General features: G+C 64.9%; 15 protein-coding genes. 11 read left to right on the top strand and 4 right to left on the bottom strand.

Annotated features, from left to right (window positions below; translation table 11 throughout):
- The first annotated feature begins 103 nt into the window (after positions 1–103).
- Positions 104–1,438, top strand: coding sequence for a DEAD/DEAH box helicase (locus C4K40_RS27390; protein ID WP_053134741.1), 1,335 nt, complete (start codon positions 104–106; stop codon positions 1,436–1,438).
- Positions 1,439–1,471: 33 nt separating this feature from the next.
- Here C4K40_RS27390 and C4K40_RS27385 read toward each other — a convergent pair whose 3' ends face one another.
- A complete protein-coding gene (locus tag C4K40_RS27385; RefSeq protein WP_053134947.1) occupies positions 1,472–2,728 on the bottom strand; it encodes a TIGR03862 family flavoprotein in 1,257 nt (418 codons plus the stop codon).
- Between the two features lie 583 nt (positions 2,729–3,311).
- Positions 3,312–4,232 carry a histone deacetylase gene (locus C4K40_RS27380; protein ID WP_053134740.1) on the bottom strand — a complete coding sequence of 307 codons (921 nt, stop codon included), beginning with the start codon at positions 4,230–4,232 and terminating at the stop codon, positions 3,312–3,314.
- A 75-nt stretch (positions 4,233–4,307) separates the two neighbouring features.
- On the opposite strand from C4K40_RS27380, the gene C4K40_RS27375 reads away from it, so the two are divergent.
- The 3 genes from C4K40_RS27375 (at position 4,308) to C4K40_RS27365 (ending at position 6,441) form a co-directional block, all read left to right on the top strand.
- On the top strand, positions 4,308–4,877 hold the full coding sequence (locus tag C4K40_RS27375; protein ID WP_053134737.1) for a GNAT family N-acetyltransferase: 570 nt from the start codon (positions 4,308–4,310) through the stop codon (positions 4,875–4,877).
- A gap of 104 nt (positions 4,878–4,981) precedes the next feature.
- The gene (gene tesB, locus C4K40_RS27370; RefSeq protein ID WP_022641150.1) at positions 4,982–5,851 is read left to right on the top strand and encodes an acyl-CoA thioesterase II; all 870 of its coding nucleotides are present in this window, start codon (positions 4,982–4,984) and stop codon (positions 5,849–5,851) included.
- On the top strand, positions 5,848–6,441 hold the full coding sequence (locus C4K40_RS27365; RefSeq protein ID WP_053134735.1) for an HAD family hydrolase: 594 nt from the start codon (positions 5,848–5,850) through the stop codon (positions 6,439–6,441). The genes tesB and C4K40_RS27365 overlap by 4 nt, the downstream gene beginning before the upstream one ends.
- Before the next feature lie 14 nt (positions 6,442–6,455).
- Here the strand turns inward: C4K40_RS27365 and C4K40_RS27360 are convergent, their stop codons facing one another.
- Positions 6,456–7,427, bottom strand: coding sequence for a hypothetical protein (locus C4K40_RS27360; RefSeq protein ID WP_053134732.1), 972 nt, complete (start codon positions 7,425–7,427; stop codon positions 6,456–6,458).
- Positions 7,428–8,324 carry a neutral zinc metallopeptidase gene (locus tag C4K40_RS27355; RefSeq protein ID WP_053134729.1) on the bottom strand — a complete coding sequence of 299 codons (897 nt, stop codon included), beginning with the start codon at positions 8,322–8,324 and terminating at the stop codon, positions 7,428–7,430.
- Between the two features lie 140 nt (positions 8,325–8,464).
- Between C4K40_RS27355 and pcaQ the strand changes: the two genes are divergently transcribed.
- The 7 genes from pcaQ (at position 8,465) to C4K40_RS27320 (ending at position 13,696) form a co-directional block, all read left to right on the top strand.
- A complete protein-coding gene (gene pcaQ, locus C4K40_RS27350) occupies positions 8,465–9,394 on the top strand; it encodes a pca operon transcription factor PcaQ (RefSeq protein ID WP_022641147.1) in 930 nt (309 codons plus the stop codon).
- Positions 9,395–9,497: 103 nt separating this feature from the next.
- Positions 9,498–10,217 carry a protocatechuate 3,4-dioxygenase subunit beta gene (gene pcaH / locus C4K40_RS27345; protein WP_053134726.1) on the top strand — a complete coding sequence of 240 codons (720 nt, stop codon included), beginning with the start codon at positions 9,498–9,500 and terminating at the stop codon, positions 10,215–10,217.
- A 10-nt stretch (positions 10,218–10,227) separates the two neighbouring features.
- The gene (gene pcaG, locus C4K40_RS27340) at positions 10,228–10,833 is read left to right on the top strand and encodes a protocatechuate 3,4-dioxygenase subunit alpha (RefSeq protein WP_053134723.1); all 606 of its coding nucleotides are present in this window, start codon (positions 10,228–10,230) and stop codon (positions 10,831–10,833) included.
- Positions 10,834–10,990: 157 nt separating this feature from the next.
- Positions 10,991–11,668: a TetR/AcrR family transcriptional regulator gene (locus tag C4K40_RS27335; protein WP_053134720.1), complete on the top strand. Its 678-nt coding sequence runs from the start codon at positions 10,991–10,993 to the stop codon at positions 11,666–11,668.
- A 96-nt stretch (positions 11,669–11,764) separates the two neighbouring features.
- Positions 11,765–11,989: a hypothetical protein gene (locus C4K40_RS27330; protein WP_053134717.1), complete on the top strand. Its 225-nt coding sequence runs from the start codon at positions 11,765–11,767 to the stop codon at positions 11,987–11,989.
- Positions 11,990–12,097: 108 nt separating this feature from the next.
- Positions 12,098–12,619 carry an RNA polymerase sigma factor gene (locus C4K40_RS27325; protein WP_031320574.1) on the top strand — a complete coding sequence of 174 codons (522 nt, stop codon included), beginning with the start codon at positions 12,098–12,100 and terminating at the stop codon, positions 12,617–12,619.
- 63 nt (positions 12,620–12,682) lie between these two features.
- On the top strand, positions 12,683–13,696 hold the full coding sequence (locus tag C4K40_RS27320) for a FecR family protein (protein WP_022641141.1): 1,014 nt from the start codon (positions 12,683–12,685) through the stop codon (positions 13,694–13,696).
- Positions 13,697–13,710 lie beyond the last annotated feature (14 nt).

Below are 13,710 nucleotides of genomic sequence, written 5' to 3'. Positions count from 1 at the left end.
ACACGCTCCCGGGCCGACGGGCATGGTCCGTAAGTGGGGCCGTGAATTAGGGTAAACTGCCGCCCATTGCATTCCTGTGCTGACTCTTTCCTACGGTATCCCCATGACATTCGCCACTCTCGGCCTGATCGAACCCTTGCTGCGCGCCCTTGAACCCCTTGGCTACCAGACCCCGACCCCGGTGCAGGCCCAGGCGGTTCCGGCGGTGCTGGCCGGTCGCGACCTCATGGCCGCAGCCCAGACCGGCACCGGCAAGACCGCCGGTTTCGCCCTGCCGCTGTTGCAATTGCTGACCCTGGAAGGTCCGAAGGTCGACAGCAATTCGGTGCGGGCGCTGATCCTGGTGCCAACCCGCGAGCTGGCCGAGCAGGTTCACGACAGCGTGCGCCAGTACGCCGAACACCTGCCACTGCGCACCTACGCGGTGTATGGCGGAGTCAGCATCAACCCGCAGATGATGAAGCTGCGCAAGGGTGTCGACCTGCTGGTGGCGACACCTGGCCGCCTGCTGGACCTGTTCCGGCAGAACGCGGTGAAGTTCGGTCAGTTGCAGACCCTGGTGCTGGATGAGGCCGACCGCATGCTCGACCTGGGGTTTTCCGAAGAGCTCAAGAGCATCTACGCAGCCCTGCCGAAAAAGCGCCAGACCTTGCTGTTCTCCGCGACGTTCTCCGATGCCATCCGCCTGTTGGCCGGGCAGATGCTCAATGACCCGCTGAGCATCGAGGTCAGCCCGCGCAACGTCGCCGCCAGCACGGTCAAGCAATGGGTGGTACCGGTGGACAAGAAGCGCAAGCCGGAACTGTTCAGCCACCTGCTGCGCAAGAACCGCTGGAAGCAGGTGCTGGTGTTCGCCAAGACCCGTAACGGCGTGGATGCCCTGGTGGAGAAACTCCAGGGCCAGGGCGTGAATGCCGACGGCATCCACGGCGACAAGCCCCAAGCCACGCGCCAGCGTGCTCTGGACCGGTTCAAGCTGGGCGAGATCCAGATCCTGGTGGCGACCGATGTGGCGGCCCGCGGCCTGGACATCGAGGATCTGCCGTTGGTGGTCAACTTCGACCTGCCGATCGTCGCCGAGGACTACGTCCACCGCATCGGCCGCACCGGGCGTGCCGGTTCCACCGGTGAAGCGATTTCCCTGGTTTGCGCCGATGAAGTGAACCTGCTGTCGGCGATCGAAATGCTTACCCGCCAGACCCTCAAGCGCCATGAGGAGCAGGATTTCGAGCCCGAGCACCGGGTGCCCGAGACCGACGCCAGTGGTCAGGTGGTGAAGAAGCCTAAAAAGCCGAAGAAGCCCAAGGCTGCCGGTGGTGCCGGCAAACGCAACCTGGGGCGTTGGGTCGATAGCGGCGAAGTAGCCGCCGAGCCTGCGGTGAAGCCGGTGCGCAAGGTGCCGGCCTTCAACACCGGCCCGCGCAAGCGCAAGCCGTAGGCACCGCGGTCAGTTGCCGGCGGCAGGTCCCAGCTATTTGGCCAGGGGCCTGCGGGGCTCGGCTAGCCATTGGAGGATGCCGTGCCCGGCCCGGCGTCCGCTGGCGAAGCAGGCGGTCAACAGGTAGCCGCCGGTGGGGGCCTCCCAGTCGAGCATTTCTCCGGCGCAGAACAGCCCAGGCTCCTGCCGGATCATCAAGCGTTCATCCAGTGCTTCGAAACGTACGCCGCCGGCACTGCTGATGGCTTCGTCCAGGGGGCGGGGCTTCACCAGCGCCAGCGGGAGGGCCTTGATCGCCGCCGCGAGGCTGGCCGGATCATTGAAGGTCGCGGCCGGTGTCAGCTCCCGCAGCAAGGCGGCCTTGACGCCATCGATCCCCAACTGGCTATGCAAGTGCTTGGCCATCGAACGCGAACCACGAGGCTTGGCCAGGGCCGCCTGGACCTTGTCCCGGGGCTTGCCCGGCAGCAGGTCGATATGAATGGTGCCTTGGCCGTGCAGGTTGATCGCTTCACGGATCGAGGCCGAAAGGGCATAGATCAGGCTGCCCTCGATACCCTTGGCGGTGATCACGCATTCCCCCAGCCGTGGCGTGTCGTCGTTCAAGCCGATAGCGACATTCTTCAATGGCGCCCCGGCGAACTTGCTCTGCAGCAACTCGCTCCAGGTACTGACCTCGAAACCGCAGTTGCTCGGCTGCAGCGGCGCTACCTCGACCCCGCGTTGCGCAAGCAACGCCATCCAGGCGCCATCGGAGCCCAGGCGTGCCCAACTGCCGCCGCCCAGCGCCAGTAGCACCGCGTCGGGGCGTACCGCGCTTTCACCCTCGGGATGCTGGATACGCAGGCTGCCGTCGGCATTCCAGCCGAGCCAGCGATGCCGGGTGTGGATAACCACCCCGGCCTCGCGCAGGCGCTTGAGCCAGGCGCGCAGCAAGGGCGCGGCCTTCATGTCGCTAGGAAACACCCGGCCGGAGCTGCCGACGAAGGTCTCGATCCCCAGCTCGTGAATCCACTGGCACAGGGCCTGGGCATCGAAGTCGCGCAGCCAGGGGGCGATTTGCGGCGCTCGTTCGGCATAGCGCGAGAGAAAGGCCGGATAGGCTTCGGAATGGGTGATGTTCATGCCGCCCACGCCCGCCAGGAGGAACTTGCGTCCGACCGAGGGCATGCCGTCATACAGGTCGACCCGGACTCCCGCCTGGCTCAGGACCTCGGCAGCCATCAGGCCGGCCGGGCCGCCACCGATGATGGCAACGTGGTGGGACAGGGAGGAAGGGGATCGAGTCATGGCGGGGCGGTGCTGGTGGAATGAGCCGCGCATTCTACCCGAGCCATGGCCAGGCTGCTGTGCCGGTGAAACTGCTCAAAATCTAGTCGATAGGCTGCAGGCCTTGTGGGTCAAGGGCTACAGCGGCTTGCTCGCAGGTTATCCACAAGCGATTCCACAGGGATTGGGGGTAAGCGAGCATGGCTGGGTGACCGCTTGATGACTCTGGTCAAAAAATAGTCGATCGTCTGAAGGCCACGTTCTACAAGGGGTTGGATGAGTTTTACGCAGGTTGTCCACAGGCGCCTCCACAGAGAGTGGGGGTAAGCATGGATGGCCGCGATGAATGGATCGACCCCTGGTCAAAAACTGAGCGTCAGCCTGTAGGTCTTGCAGATCCTGGGCTGTAGCTGGTTTCCCGCAGGTTATCCACAGCCGGCTCCACAGGGATTGGGGGTAAGCGATTCACAAGAATGTGACGGTTCATGGTTTTCGATCAAAAAACGAGCGATTGAACCTAGCCCTTGTGGAACAAGGGCTGTGGAGGCTTTCACTCAGGTTATCCACAAGCGGTTCCACAGCTGGTGTGGGTAAGGGCGTCGGGTCAGCGACAGCCTAGCGACTCCCAGACTCTCTGGGCGCTGTGGTGCAGGATGCCGTGGCGTCGGGCCAGGGCCTGGCGGTCCTTGCTGTAGCCGCCGCCTATCACTCCCACCACCGGGATATCCCGGCCCAGGCATTGACGCATGACTCGTTCGTCGCGCTCGGCCACCCCGGCGTCGGTGAGCTTGAGGTAGCCCAGGGCGTCGTCCTGGTGGACGTCGACCCCGGCGTCGTACAGCACCAGGTCCGGCTGGTACAGCGGCAGCAGGTAGTTGAGGGCATCGTCCACCACCTCCAGGTACTCGGCATCGCCCATGCCCATGGCCAGGGGGATGTCCCAGTCGCTCTGGGCCTTGCGCACCGGGAAGTTCTTTTCGCAGTGCAGCGAGACGGTCACCGCATCGGCGGTGTGCTGCAAGATCCGCGCGGTACCGTCGCCCTGGTGCACGTCGCAATCGAAGATCAGTACCCGTCCAACGCGCCCGCTTTCCAGCAGGTAATGGCTGATCACCGCCAGGTCGTTGAAGATGCAGAAGCCGGCTGGATAGTCGTAGTGGGCGTGGTGGGTACCGCCGGCCAGGTGGCAGGCCAGGCCGTGTTCCAGCGCCTGCTCGGTGGCCAGCAGCGAACCGCCGACCGCGCGCACGGTGCGCCGGGCCAGGGCTTCGCTCCAGGGCAGGCCCAGGCGCCTTTGGTCTTCCCGGGACAACTCGCCATTCATGTAGCGCTCGATATACCCAGGGTCGTGGGCCAGCGCCAGGACTTCGGCCGGGCACAGCTGCGGGCGCAGCAGGTCGGTATCCCGGGTGAGGCCGCTGTCCACCAGGTGGTCGCGCAACAGGCGAAACTTGTCCATGGGGAAGCGGTGCTCCGGGGGGAATTCCGGGCTGTAGTCGTCGTGGTAGATCAGCGGCAATGTCATGGCATTTTCTTAGAAGGACCCGTGAAGGATCCTACCAGCGATGTAGACTTGCACCCATGAAAACGGAGGGCACCGATGGAGCCGATACTGCAACTGGAAAGCGCGCGCCTGGTGCTGCGCCAATGGCGTGACGACGACTTGCAGGCTTTTGCGGCGATGTGTGCCGATCCGCAGGTCATGCGCTACTTTCCGGCACCCTTGAGCCGTCTGGAGAGCGCCGCCTTGATCGGCCGCATACGCGGGCATTTCGCCGAGCATGGTTTTGGCACCTGGGCCCTGGAGCGCAAGGACAACGGCGCCTTCATCGGTTTTACCGGCCTGGGCGTGGTGGGTTTCGAAGCGCCTTTCACCCCGGCGGTGGAGATCGGCTGGCGCCTGGCCCGCGAGCACTGGGGCCTGGGTTATGCCAGCGAGGCGGCCTGGACGGCGTTGCGTTGCGCGTTCGAGCACCTGGCCCTGGACGAAGTGGTAGCCTTCACCACCCGGACCAACCTGGCGTCGCAGAAAGTGATGCAGGCCATTGGCATGCAGCATGCCGTCCAGGGGGATTTCGAACATCCCAAGCTCGCCGGCGATCACCCATTGCGCGAGCATGTGCTGTACCGCATCACCCGTGAACAGTGGTTGGAAACCTTGCATGGATAGCAATCGCGCATGTTTAGAATGTGCCGATGAGGTTGCTTGCCCCGAATCGATTTGACCGCCGCAGCCGAGATTGCGCGGTTTTGCTCTGTGTGAGGAGAGTCTGAATGAGTCATGTGCTGGATGATCTGGTCGATCTTTTGACCTTGGAACCCATCGAGGAAAACCTGTTTCGTGGGCGCAGCCAGGACCTGGGTTTCCGCCAGCTGTTCGGGGGCCAGGTACTCGGCCAATCGCTGTCCGCCGCCAGCCAGACGGTGGAGGAGGCGCGCCATGTGCATTCCATGCACGGTTACTTCCTGCGCCCCGGGGACGCTGCCTTGCCGGTGGTCTACCAGGTGGACCGGGTCCGCGATGGCGGCAGCTTCAGCACCCGGCGCGTGACGGCGATCCAGAAGGGCAATCCGATCTTCACCTGCAGCGCTTCGTTCCAGTACGACGAGCAGGGTTTCGAGCACCAGAGCGGCATGCCCCAGGTGGTCGGCCCGGAGAACCTGCCCTCGGAGCTGGAGATCGCCACCCAGCGCGCGCACCTGATTCCCGAGCACATGCGGGAAAAGCTGCTGTGCCCCAAGCCCATCGAAGTGCGCCCGGTGACCGAGAGAGACCCGTACAACCCGCAGCCGATGGATCCGGTGAAGTACGTCTGGTTCCGCGCCGACGGCACCCTGGCCGACAACCCGGCGCTGCACAAGTACCTGCTGGCCTATGCCTCGGACTTCGGCCTGCTGGTCACCTCGCTGCTGCCCCATGGCAAGTCGGTCTGGCAGAAGGATATGCAAGTGGCCAGCCTCGACCACGCCCTGTGGTTCCACGCCGACCTGCGTGCCGATGACTGGCTGCTGTATGCCATGGACAGCCCATGGGCCGGCAACTCCCGGGGCTTCTCCCGGGGCAGCGTGTTCAACCGTGCCGGCCAGTTGGTCGCTTCGGTGACCCAGGAAGGGTTGATCCGCCATCGCAAGGATTGGGCATGAGCCTTTCGGATATCGAGCATTGGGTGTTCGACATGGACGGCACCCTGACCATCGCCGTGCATGACTTCGAAGCGATCCGCCAGGCGTTGGCGATCCCGGCGGATGAAGACATCCTCACGCACCTGGCGGCCTTGCCGGCGGATGAGTCCGCGGCCAAGCATGCCTGGCTGCTGGAGCACGAGCGTGACCTGGCCCTGGGTTCGCGCCCGGCGCCGGGCGCGGTGGAACTGGTGCGGGACCTGGCTGGGCGCGGATATCGCCTGGGCATCCTCACTCGCAATGCCCGCGAGCTGGCCCACGTGACCTTGCAAGCCATCGGCCTGGCCGACTGCTTCGCCCAGGCCCATGTGCTGGGCCGCGACGAGGCCCCGCCCAAACCTCATCCCGGTGGCCTGCTGAAGCTGGCCCAGGCCTGGGATGTGGCTCCGCAGCGCATGGTGATGGTCGGCGATTACCGCTTCGACCTGGACTGCGGCCGCGCCGCCGGTACCCGCACGGTGCTGGTCAACCTGCCGGACAACCCCTGGCCGGAACTGACCGACTGGCATGCACAGGATTGCGCGCAGTTGCACCGCCTGTTGCGGGCTTGAGGCCGGGCGCGGTTCTACTTGAACAGCGCCGCCTGGCCCTGGGCCGAGGTGAACATCTTGTCCCCGTCATGACCGACCCCCGGCACCTCTACCAGGCGTTGGGCCAGGCCCTGGGGATGACGCCTTAGCAGGTAGTCGAAATAGTTGTGCCCGCGCGCCAGGCGATAGGCGCCCTGGGCCTCGGCGGCGCAGCTCTTGTCCAGGGCCGGGTGCCGAGGGTCGATGTCCTGTTGTCCCAGCAGGTAGGTAATATCCCGCCCCGCATAACGCTGCTCCAGCTGTTCCGGCATTAGCCGGGCGACATAGGCCGGGCGTCGCTCCAGGCCGTATTTCCACTGGTTGAATCCGCGGCAGGCGGCTGGCTCGACGGCTACCGGGCGCCAGGCGTCGAAGTAGGCGTAGGACGAAGGATTGGCGACCACGAAGCGCAGGCCGATTCCGGCCCGCTGCAGTTCGGCATGGTCGCCGCTGGCCAGGGCGTAGCGTTGCACCACCTGGGCACCGCCCGAGTGGCCGGCGACCACCACTTCCTGCAGGTTGGGAAAGCGCTGGCGATCGCCCAGGCGCAGCAGGATGGCGTCCAGTGCCGCGTAGGAGCTCAGCGCCTGGGGGGCGGTGGCTGGCTCGCCGCCCATCCAGGCGTTGCCCTGCCAGCGCAACAGGCTGCTGGGCAGGTGATGGCGGGCAATGTCGTGCTGATTGAGAAACTGCGGGGCGATCACCAGGGTCGTGGCGTCTTGCCCGGCCAGCCTGGCGGCGCTTTCGCCGCTGTGCAGGTAGGTCTGGGCGTTGCGCAGGCGGCCATGGACGATCACCAGGGCCCGCTGTATGTCCGGCAATGGCTGGCGCCAGTCCTGGCTCAGGCCCAGGGCCAGTTCACCGGCTGGCAGTTCCAGTCGTCCGGGGCTGATGATCTTGACCCCATGCCCCGCAGCCTGGGCGCCCAGGCTGCCCAGGCACAGCAGCGCCGCGAGCAGGCGGCGCATCTACAGGCTCTTGGCGGCGAAGGTGTCGCACTGGCCGACCTGGCCCTGACTGAAACCGGTCTTGAACCAGCGCACCCGCTGGGCCGAGGTGCCGTGGGTGAAGGAATCCGGTACCACCCGGCCCTGGCCCTGCTGCTGCAGGCGGTCGTCGCCGATGGCATTGGCGGCGTTCAGGGCTTCTTCCACATCCCCGGGTTCCAGCCAGTTCAAGCGTTTTTGCGCGTGGTAGGCCCAGACGCCGGCCAGGCAGTCGGCCTGCAACTCCTGGCGTACCAGCAGGCCACCGTCGCCTTCCATCTGCCGACCCTGCTGGCGGGCCGCCTGCATCTTGGCCGAGACCCCGAGCAAGGTCTGCACGTGGTGGCCCACCTCATGGGCGATCACGTAGGCCTGGGCGAAGTCGCCAGCGGCGGAAAAGCGCTGGGCCATTTCCCGGAAGAAATCCATGTCCAGGTACACCTGGCGATCGGCTGGGCAATAGAAGGGGCCGCTGGCCGAAGTGGCGGCGCCGCAGGCGGACGTGACCCGGCCACGGAACAGAATCAGCTTGGGCGCCTGGTACTGGCGGCCGGCCTGCTGGAAGATCTGGCCCCAGGTATCCTCGGTATCGCCGAGGATCGCGCGGACGAATTCCGCCTGTTCATCGTTGGCCGGTGGCGCCTTGCGTTCCTGGGTGGTGGCCGGGGCCGAGACCTGGCCGCCGCCCTGGCCGAGCAGTTGCCCGAGGATCTGCAGCGGGTCCTGGCCGGTGGCCCAGCCGATGCCGACGATCAGCACGATCGCCGTCAGGCTCAACCCCTTGCCGCCGCCGAAGCGCAAGCCGCCGCCACCACCGCCGCTGCTGTCATCTCGCACATCCACGACGTTGTCGCTGCGCCGGCCTTTTTTCCAAAGCATGGGGGAGTCCTCGTTTCTTCTGCTGGTCAGTGTTGCTGCTGGCTGGAACCGGCGCCAGTCCGGTCGTCAGGGATTTTTGCCCACGCTACCATGGCCCGGCACCGGGTCGGCCGGTTGCAAGCGCATTTTGGGGCTCCCTATTGAACATCGATACCCGCATCAAATTCCGTCACCTGGTGGGTTTTCTTGAAATGGCCCGCCAGGGCAGCCTGGCCCGGGCCGCCGATGTGCTGGCGGTGAGCCAGCCGGCGATGTCCAAGACCCTCAAGGAACTGGAGACCTTGCTGGACACCCGGTTGTTCGAGCGCAGCAAGGCCGGGCTCAGCCTGACCGAGGCCGGGCGGGCCTTCCTGCGTTATGCCGGCCCTTCGGTGCAGGCCCTGCGGGAAGGAGTCAGCAGCTTGCGCGGTGGTGAGCATGCCGCGCAGGCGGTGCGTATCGGCGTGCTTTCTACGGTGGAGAGCCTGTTGCTGCCGGAGGTGCTGCGGCGTTTGCACCAGCGGCATGGGGCGCTGACGCTCAGCGTGGTCACCGGCCCCAGCGCCTACCTGCTCTCGCAATTGCGGGTCGGCGACCTGGACCTGGTGGTGGGGCGCATGACCGAGAGCCCGGAGATCCAGGGCCTGAGCTTCGAGCATCTGTACAACGAGTCCATGACCCTGGTGGCGCGCCCCGGGCATCCGTTGGCCAGCGGACTGCTCGACCGTGAGGCCGTCGGCCGTTATCCGCTGGTGCTGCCGCTGGCTGGCACCAGTATCCGCAAGCATGCCGACAGCCTGTTCGTGCAGTGTGGCATTGCCCAGTCGCCACAACGCCTGGAAACCCTGTCGCTGGCCCTGGGCCGGCGCTACACCTTGTCCAGCGATGCGTTGTGGATCGCGCCGCTGGATGCGGTGCGCCTGGACCTGGCCAGTGGCGAACTGCTGGAGCTGGACCTGGGGTTGCGCGAGCCCGGTGGCTCGGTGGGGATCTCCAGCAATGCCAGCCTGCCGTTGCCGCTGGCGGCGCAATGGGCGGTGCAGGTGTTGCGGGAGGTCGGGCTGGCCTATCGCGAGGGGCGATATCCTTAACCTTCCGGTTATGGATGAGCGCCGGTTTTTCAATATTCCGCCGGCCTGGTTTGTTTGAAGCTCTACAAGCTGCGCTCCAGAACTCAAACAACAGGAGACCGACATGTCCGATGCAGACGGCAGTCGCTTCGTGATTCGCGACCGTGACTGGCACCCCAAGGCCCTGACGCCCGACTACAAGAGTTCCATCACCCGTTCCCCGCGCCAGGCGCTGGTGAGCATTGTCCAATCGCCCAGTGAAACCGGCGGTCCGGACTTTTCCAAGCTGCGCCTCGGACGCCTGGACAACGACCTGCTGCGCAATTTCGACAACGGCGGCTTGCCGGTGGGAGAGCGGATCATCGTCGCCGGGCGGGTATGCGACCAATACGGCAAGCCGGTGCCCCATACCCTGGTGGAAATGTGGCAGGCCAATGCCGGCGGCCGCTATCGGCACAAGAACGACCGCTACCTGGCGCCCCTGGACCCGAATTTCGGCGGGGTCGGGCGGACCCTCACCGATCGCGACGGCTACTACAGCTTCCGCACCATCAAGCCTGGCCCCTATCCATGGCGCAACGCTCCCAACGACTGGCGCCCGGCGCACATTCATTTCTCCATCAGCGGTCCGGCGATCGCCACGCGGCTGGTCACCCAGCTGTACTTCGAAGGCGATCCGCTGATCCCGCTGTGCCCGATCGTCAAGTCGATCGCCAGCCCGGAGGCGGTGCAGAGCCTGATCGCCCGGCTGGACATGAGTAACGCCAACCCCATGGATTGCCTGGCCTATCGCTTCGACATCGTGCTGCGTGGCCAGCGCCGGATCCATTTCGAGAACTGCTGAGGAACCCGCCATGCCCGTTCGACTGTTGCCGGAAACCCCCTCGCAAACCGCCGGGCCCTACGTGCATATCGGCCTGGCCCTGGCCGCCGCGGGAAATCCCTCCCGGCCCGAGGAAATCTGCAATCGGCTGGCCAGGGAGGATGCTCCGGGCGAGCACATCCTGCTGTTGGGCCACGTCTACGATGGCAATGGCCACCTGGTACGCGACTCGTTCCTGGAGTTCTGGCAGGCCAATCATGAAGGCATTCATGACCCGATCTTCGATACGGAAAAACCCTTCAACTGCTTCGGCCGGGCCGCCACCACTTTCGATGCTGGAGAGTGGATTGTGCATACAGTCAAGCCTGGAATTGTAAACAATACCGCCGGCCTGCCCATGGCGCCGCACATCAACGTGATGCTGTTCGCCCGGGGGATCAACATCCACCTGCACACCCGGTTGTACTTCGCCGATGAGCCGCAAGCCAACCAGCAGTGCCCGGTGCTGAACCTGATCGAGCAGCCGCAGCGCCGGGAAACCTTGCTGGCGTGGCCTTGCGAGGTCGATGGCCTGCGTGCCTATCGTTTCGACATCCGGCTTCAGGGCGAGGGCGAGACGGTGTTCTTCGATTTCTAGGTCGTTGCCCTGGTGCGCTCCGGCTGGCGGTTCAGCGTGGGTTCCAAGTTGTAGAAGATCTGTAACCGAGGGGGCTGGCGGCCCCCCTCGGCGCTTTCTTTCGCGACCTGACGCAGCCCATAATCGCCGGCTTGTGAGTGATGGCTGTGAGCCCAGAATGACAATGACCAGTGAACGCTCCGTTGTGCCTGACAAAGCTGCTCTCGCGCCGCGCAAGAGCCGCAAGAACAACCCGGAAAAGACCCGCGAGAACATCCTCCAGGAGGCGGTTATCGAGTTCGTGCAGCAGGGGCTTTCCGGGGCTCGGGTGGACGCCATCGCCGAGCGTATCCACACCTCCAAGCGCATGATCTATTACTACTTCGGCAGCAAGGAGCAGCTGTACGTCGAAGTGCTGGAGAAGCTCTATGGCGATATCCGCAGCACCGAAAGCCGCCTGCAGCTGACGGAGCTGACGCCACCGCAAGCCATTCGCCGCCTGGTGGAGTTCACTTTCGACCACCATGATCACAACGCGGATTTCGTGCGGATCGTCAGCATCGAGAACATCCACAACGCCGAGTACGTGAAGCAGTCGCACGTGATCAAGGCGATGAACAACAGCGTCCTGCATGCCCTGGACGAAATCCTCGCGCGCGGAGTCAAAGAGGGCCTGTTTCGCAGTGGGTTGAATGCCCTGGATGTGCATTTGCTGATCAGTTCGTTCTGCTTCTTCCGGGTTTCCAATCGCCATACCTTCGGCGAGATCTTCCAGCTCGACCTGCCGGATGAGACGGTCAAGCGCCGGCATCGGGAAATGATCTGCGAATCGGTGCTGCGCTACCTGCAAGCCTGAGTGGCCGCCGGCATTGGCATGGGCCATGGCCGCCCATTAAAATCGCATGCGCGAGCCAGCCGGCTCCATGACATTTCCCTCGACAAGGAAGGCTCCATGGGCAACCCCGTCCCCACCCTGAAAATCATCCTGATCCTGATGATCGTCGTCGACGGTTTCTGGTTCGGCGAGCGCTTGCTGTCCATGGCGGGTGTCAGCCTGCTCGACTGGCTGCCGACCCAGCTGATCAACCTGCTCGGCATTCTCAGCAGCATGTTGCTGATCCTCTTCAACGTGCTGTTGCTCGGCCTGCTCTCGCGTTTGCAGCTCAAGTCCGAATGAGCCATCGGCCCCAGGCGTGACCTGTGGCTGATGGTTATGGCAATTGAAAATCATTCTCGACTAGCCGTAAGATGCCCGGCAATTTCCTATATGCGCCAGGGAGTCGGTTTGTCGGACGTGGATCTCAAGGGACTGTTTCTCAAGCATGCCGCTGCCTTGCGTGGGTACCTGGCACGCCGAGTACGGGACCCGCAATTGGCTGCTGACCTGGTGCAGGAGAGCTTCCTGCGGCTGGCCGAGCAGACCCGTGGCGCGCCGATCGACAATTCCCAGGGCTATCTCTATCGCACGGCGAACAATCTCTTGATCGATCATGTCCGGCAGGAAGCCCGGCGCAAGACCGAAGCCGTGCCCCATGAAGTGCTGGCCGAGATCGAGGATGACGGAGCCGGGCTGGAGGCACAGGCGATGGCTCTGCAACAGCGCATGGCATTGAAACAGGCAGTGGCCGAGCTACCTGAGCGAACTCGGGAGATCTTCCGCTTGAACCGTATCGAAGGCATGACCCACGCCGAGGTCGCGCGACACCTGGACATCTCCGACAGCTCGGTGCAGAAGCACCTGTCCAAGGCCCTGGCTTATGTGATGCAGCGCCTGCAGGCTACCGATGGTCGGCCGGGCGACCCGTGAATTACGGTAAACGCCGAACTCAGACGTCACTGCTTATACATAACGAGAAATCGAGATTCACACGTGAATAGCCAGGGTTCGCAAGAGCAGAGTATTACCGAGGCCGCCGCCGACTGGGCGGTGCGTCTGCACGCCGGGCCGCTGGGGCCCGGCGAGCAGGCCGAACTTGCCCAATGGCAGGCCGCCGATCCACGCCACCGCCAGGCCCTGGCTTTTGCCCAGCAGACCTGGGAGGCCCTGGGCGAACTGCGCCTGGACCCGCAACCAGGTACTGGCGACACCCCACGCCGGTCTCTGCGCAGTACCACGGCCGTGGCCCGCCGACCTCGTCGCCGGCGCTGGCTGCCTCGGGCTGCCAGTGCCGCGGTGCTGGTCCTGGCGGTGGCCCTGGGCGGGTGGCAAGCGCCCAAGGCATGGCTGTACCTGGAGGCTGACTACCAGACCGCCAAGGGTGAGCTACGTACCGTGCACCTGGCCGATGGCAGTACGGTCGAGCTGGACGCATCCAGCGCCATCGGCCTGGATTTCACCAACAGCCAGCGCCGGGTTCGCTTGCTCGCCGGCTCAGCGGTGTTCGACGTGGCGCCCATGACCGGCGACGAACAGCGGCCGTTCGTGGTCAGCAGCGCCGGTGGCCAGACCCGGGCCTTGGGGACTCGCTTCGTGGTCGGCCGGGAAGGCGCGCAGCAGGCTTGGGTCGGAGTGTTGCAGCACAGTGTCGCGGTGAGCCTGGATGCTCCGGCGCGACAGGGCGCTTCCGAGCAGGTCCTGCAGGAAGGCCAGAGCGCACGCTATAGCCCCGGTTCGGGAGTGGTATCCCTGGATGGGCTGGACCTGCAGCGTGCTACCAGTTGGCGCCGGGGCGTGCTGGTGTTCGACCGCGAGCCACTGGCCGCGGTGATCGAGCGCTTGAACCGCTATCGCCCTGGACGAGTGGTGTTGACCAACGAGGCCCTGGGCCAGCGCCAGGTCAGCGGGGTATTCCAGCTGGACATGCTCGACGCGGCCCTGGCCAGCCTGACCCAGGAGTTGCAGGTCCGGCGTTTCGACCTGGCCGGAGTCAGCCTGATTTACTAGGGCTGCGGGCCTTT

The organism is Pseudomonas sp. CMR5c (genome assembly GCF_003850545.1).
Lineage (GTDB): Bacteria > Pseudomonadota > Gammaproteobacteria > Pseudomonadales > Pseudomonadaceae > Aquipseudomonas > Aquipseudomonas piscis.
The sequence above is the reverse complement of the archived record's forward strand: the minus strand, read 5'-3'. Positions and strand labels throughout refer to the sequence as shown.

Coding starts and splice junctions, on each gene's coding strand:
- C4K40_RS27390 (WP_053134741.1), top strand. CDS start 104: ATGACATTCGCCACTCTCGGCCTGATCGAACCCTTGCTGCGCGCCCTT.
- C4K40_RS27385 (WP_053134947.1), bottom strand. CDS start 2,728: ATGACTCGATCCCCTTCCTCCCTGTCCCACCACGTTGCCATCATCGGT.
- C4K40_RS27380 (WP_053134740.1), bottom strand. CDS start 4,232: ATGACATTGCCGCTGATCTACCACGACGACTACAGCCCGGAATTCCCC.
- C4K40_RS27375 (WP_053134737.1), top strand. CDS start 4,308: ATGGAGCCGATACTGCAACTGGAAAGCGCGCGCCTGGTGCTGCGCCAA.
- tesB (WP_022641150.1), top strand. CDS start 4,982: ATGAGTCATGTGCTGGATGATCTGGTCGATCTTTTGACCTTGGAACCC.
- C4K40_RS27365 (WP_053134735.1), top strand. CDS start 5,848: ATGAGCCTTTCGGATATCGAGCATTGGGTGTTCGACATGGACGGCACC.
- C4K40_RS27360 (WP_053134732.1), bottom strand. CDS start 7,427: ATGCGCCGCCTGCTCGCGGCGCTGCTGTGCCTGGGCAGCCTGGGCGCC.
- C4K40_RS27355 (WP_053134729.1), bottom strand. CDS start 8,324: ATGCTTTGGAAAAAAGGCCGGCGCAGCGACAACGTCGTGGATGTGCGA.
- pcaH (WP_053134726.1), top strand. CDS start 9,498: ATGTCCGATGCAGACGGCAGTCGCTTCGTGATTCGCGACCGTGACTGG.
- pcaG (WP_053134723.1), top strand. CDS start 10,228: ATGCCCGTTCGACTGTTGCCGGAAACCCCCTCGCAAACCGCCGGGCCC.
- C4K40_RS27335 (WP_053134720.1), top strand. CDS start 10,991: ATGACAATGACCAGTGAACGCTCCGTTGTGCCTGACAAAGCTGCTCTC.
- C4K40_RS27330 (WP_053134717.1), top strand. CDS start 11,765: ATGGGCAACCCCGTCCCCACCCTGAAAATCATCCTGATCCTGATGATC.